Raw genomic sequence first — 3137 nt, 5'->3', positions numbered from 1 at the left:
TGCCCCGGCCGTCCGGGCGCTGCTGGTACGGGGCGCTGCTCGCGCCCGGTTCCGGGGTGGACGTCGGGGGCTGGGTCTCACGGTTCACGCGGCTTCACTTTCCGGTGCGGGGTCTGCTGGGTGCGGGTGCACACACAGGAGATCCGGCGGGCGGAGGCCGATAACAGAAATCCGCGGACGAGTTCCGGCAGGCCGTCAGGCGGGGGTGCGGCTCCGCGCCCAGAGCATTGGCGGCGGCATGCGGTGGAAGACACCGGAGCAGGGCACGGCCACCTCCGTGCTGGTCGCGACCTCGCCGCTGCTCGACGGCATCGGCGGCCGGTACTTCGAGGACTGCAACGAAGCCGCACCGAACGAGCCGGGCAGCTGCAGTGGGGTCGCCCCCTAGGCCCTCGACCCCGAAGCGGCCGAGCGGCTGGTGTCCGTGGGGACGCCGGCCTCGTAACCGGACGCTCCGTCCTCCGGACCACGGGGCCGGCCCGGGGACCTGAGGCGTCCGGTGCCCGCGCCGGCTCCGGGCGGCGTGCCGGGATCCTCCCGCGGCCACGGAGCCACCGGATTGCCCACCCACCGGGACCCCGCCGGCACACCCTCGCCGCGCATGACCAGCGAGGCGGCGCCGACGCAGGATCCGGCGCCGAGCACCGAGCCGGGCAGCACGATGGAGTGCGGGCCGAGCGTGGCGCCCGCCCCGACGTGGACCGCGTCGAGACGCATCAGCCGGTCGTGGAACAGATGCGTCTGCAGGACGCACCCGCGGTTGACGCTGACGCCGTCGTCCAGCCGCACCAGATCCGCCTCGGGCAGCCAGTGGCTCTCGCACCACACCCCACGGCCGATGCGCGCACCCAGGCTGCGCAGCCAGATGTTCAGGAACGGTGTGCCCGTCAGGGTCGTGCCGATCCAGGGCATGGCCAGCTCTTCCACGAAGTTGTCGTACAGCTCGTTGCGCCAGACGAAGGACGACCACAACGGGTGCTCGCCCGTGCGGAAGCGGCCCACCAGCATCCACTTGGCCGCGGTCGTGAGGAGCAGCGCGACGATGCCGGCGCCCACGCTCACCAGACCGGAGACGGCCGCGCCGACCAGCAGCCCGTACGTGGTGAAGACGGCCTGCAGCACCGCGAGGGACCCGGCGCCCAGCAGCGCGGAGCACAGCACCGGGACGACACGGCACAGTTCCACCGCCGAGCGGGCCAGCACCAGCCGGCGGGGCGGGTCGTAGGTACGCCCGGGATCGGCGTGGTCCGGGACGCGGGGCAGCGGGAAGCCCGGCCGTCCGGTCCAGGACGAGCCCGGCTCCGCGTGCTCGGGGGCGTCGGACAGCACTCCGATGAGGGCGTGGTCGGGCAGCTCCCGTCCCGGGCCGACGATGCCGGAGTTCCCGACGAAGGCCCGGCGGCCGACCCGTGCGGCGCCGAGCCGCAACCAGCCGCCACGGATCTCGAACGGGGCGACGAGCGAGTCGTCGGCCAGGAACGCGCCGTCGTCGGCGCGCAGCAGTCCGGGCAGCGCCAGCACGGTGGACGCCTCGACCCGGCGGCCCACCCGGGCGCCGAGCAGCCGCAGCCAGACCGGGGTGAACAGGCTGGCGTAGAACGGGAAGAGCGAGCCGCGCGCCGTGGTCATCAGACCCGACACGATCCAGGTGCAGAAGGCGACACCGCCGTGCGCGCGGTGATGACCGGGCTTCACCGGGATGCCGAACAGCCGCACGAGGACGACGATCAGCCCCGCGTACGCCACGACGCCCACCACCATGAGCAGCGGGGTCAGCCCCAGCAGCCGCACCAGGACCCCGGTGAGCGTCCCCTCGCCGCGGACCGCCTGGTACGTCATCCACAGCGCGGGCGCCGCCGCGATCAGCGGCAGCAGGTTGAAGACCGGCAGGGCGAGCGCGTAGGCGAGGTCCCAGCGGCGTGCACGGCGGTGGTCGGGGAGCGGCCAGCCGTCGCCGGCCTGCGGTGCGCCGGTGACGGGGCGGGCGGGGGAGCCGTGCCACTGCCGGTGGTCCGGGACGTCGCCGAGGACGCAGCTGCCGGGCGCGATGTCGGCGCCGTCGCCGATCCTGGCACCGGGCATCAGGGTGCTCCGGGTGCCGACGCGGGCACCGGCCCCGATCTCGACGGCGCCCAGGTGCAGGACATCGCCGTCCAGCCACCACCCGGCCACGTCGGCCTCCGGTTCGACGGCGCATCCGTCGCCGAACCGGGCCATGCCCGTCACCGGCGGCGCGGTGTGCAGATCGACGTCCCGCCCGACCCGGCAGCCCAGCGCGCGGGCGTAGTGCCGGGCCCAGGGTGTGCCGAGCAGCGAGGCGATGTTGAACATGGCCACCGTCCGCTCCGCCGCCCACAGCCGCAGATGGACCCGGCCGCCGCGCGGATAGGAACCCGGTCGCATCCCGGCGGTGAGCAGCCGGGCCGCCGCCGAGCCGATGGCGACCCGGCCGGCGGCGCTCGACAGCACCATCCAGCCGCCCAGGATCAGCCACCAGGAGGTGTGCGGCGCCCAGGGCAGCGGCCCGATCAGGTTGTCGACCGTCGCGAGGCCGAGCATCCACCGCAGTCCGCCGAGCGTGTACAGCACGGACAGCACCAGCAGTTGAACGGCTCCGGCGCGGCGCGGCGTCGGCCGGACCTGCCGTTCCTCGCGCGGGCCGCCGCCGAGTTCGTCGAGGTGGGCGGCGAGGTCGCGCAGCCGGGGGCGGCCGTAGACCTCCGCCACCGAGACCCCGGGGTACCGCTCCCGCAGGACCGAGACGAGTCGCGCGGCGGCCAGGCTGGTGCCGCCGAGCGCGAAGAAGTCGCTGTCACCGGTGACGGGCAGGCCGAGCGCCTCCCGCCACTTCCCGGCGAGCCAGGCCGCCGTCTCCCCGAGCGTGGCGCCGTCGCCCGACGGGTCCGCTCCGGTACCGGCGGTCGTCGGCAGCGGCCAGGGCAGGGCGTCGCGGTCGACTTTTCCCGAGGTGCGGGTCGGCAGTTCGTCCACCACGGCCAGGGCGGGGACCAGCGTCGCCGGAAGCCGTTCGAGCAGCAGGGCACGCGCCGCAGCCGAGTCGAACCGCGGCGGGTCCTGCTGGGCGGTCGCGTCTCCGCCGTCCTGTCCCTTCTCCCCGTCCGGTGGGTCCAGGACGA

At 74.9% G+C, this 3137-nt stretch carries 2 protein-coding genes; one reads left to right on the top strand and one right to left on the bottom strand.

The genetic code is table 11. The annotated features are described in order from the left end of the window. Positions 1-238 precede the first annotated feature (238 nt). Positions 239-388 carry a hypothetical protein gene (locus O3W51_RS47625; protein WP_198357519.1) on the top strand — a complete coding sequence of 50 codons (150 nt, stop codon included), beginning with the start codon at positions 239-241 and terminating at the stop codon, positions 386-388. Here O3W51_RS47625 and O3W51_RS47620 read toward each other — a convergent pair. After that, positions 385-3137, bottom strand: a 2753-nt coding sequence (locus O3W51_RS47620; protein ID WP_269290314.1) for a Pls/PosA family non-ribosomal peptide synthetase, incomplete at its 5' end; no start/stop codon positions are given. The genes O3W51_RS47625 and O3W51_RS47620 overlap by 4 nt on opposite strands.

The organism is Streptomyces sp. H39-C1 (assembly GCF_027158125.1).
GTDB classification, from domain to species: Bacteria; Actinomycetota; Actinomycetes; order Streptomycetales; family Streptomycetaceae; genus Actinacidiphila; species Actinacidiphila fildesensis.
This window is presented reverse-complemented; position numbering and strand designations above follow the sequence as displayed.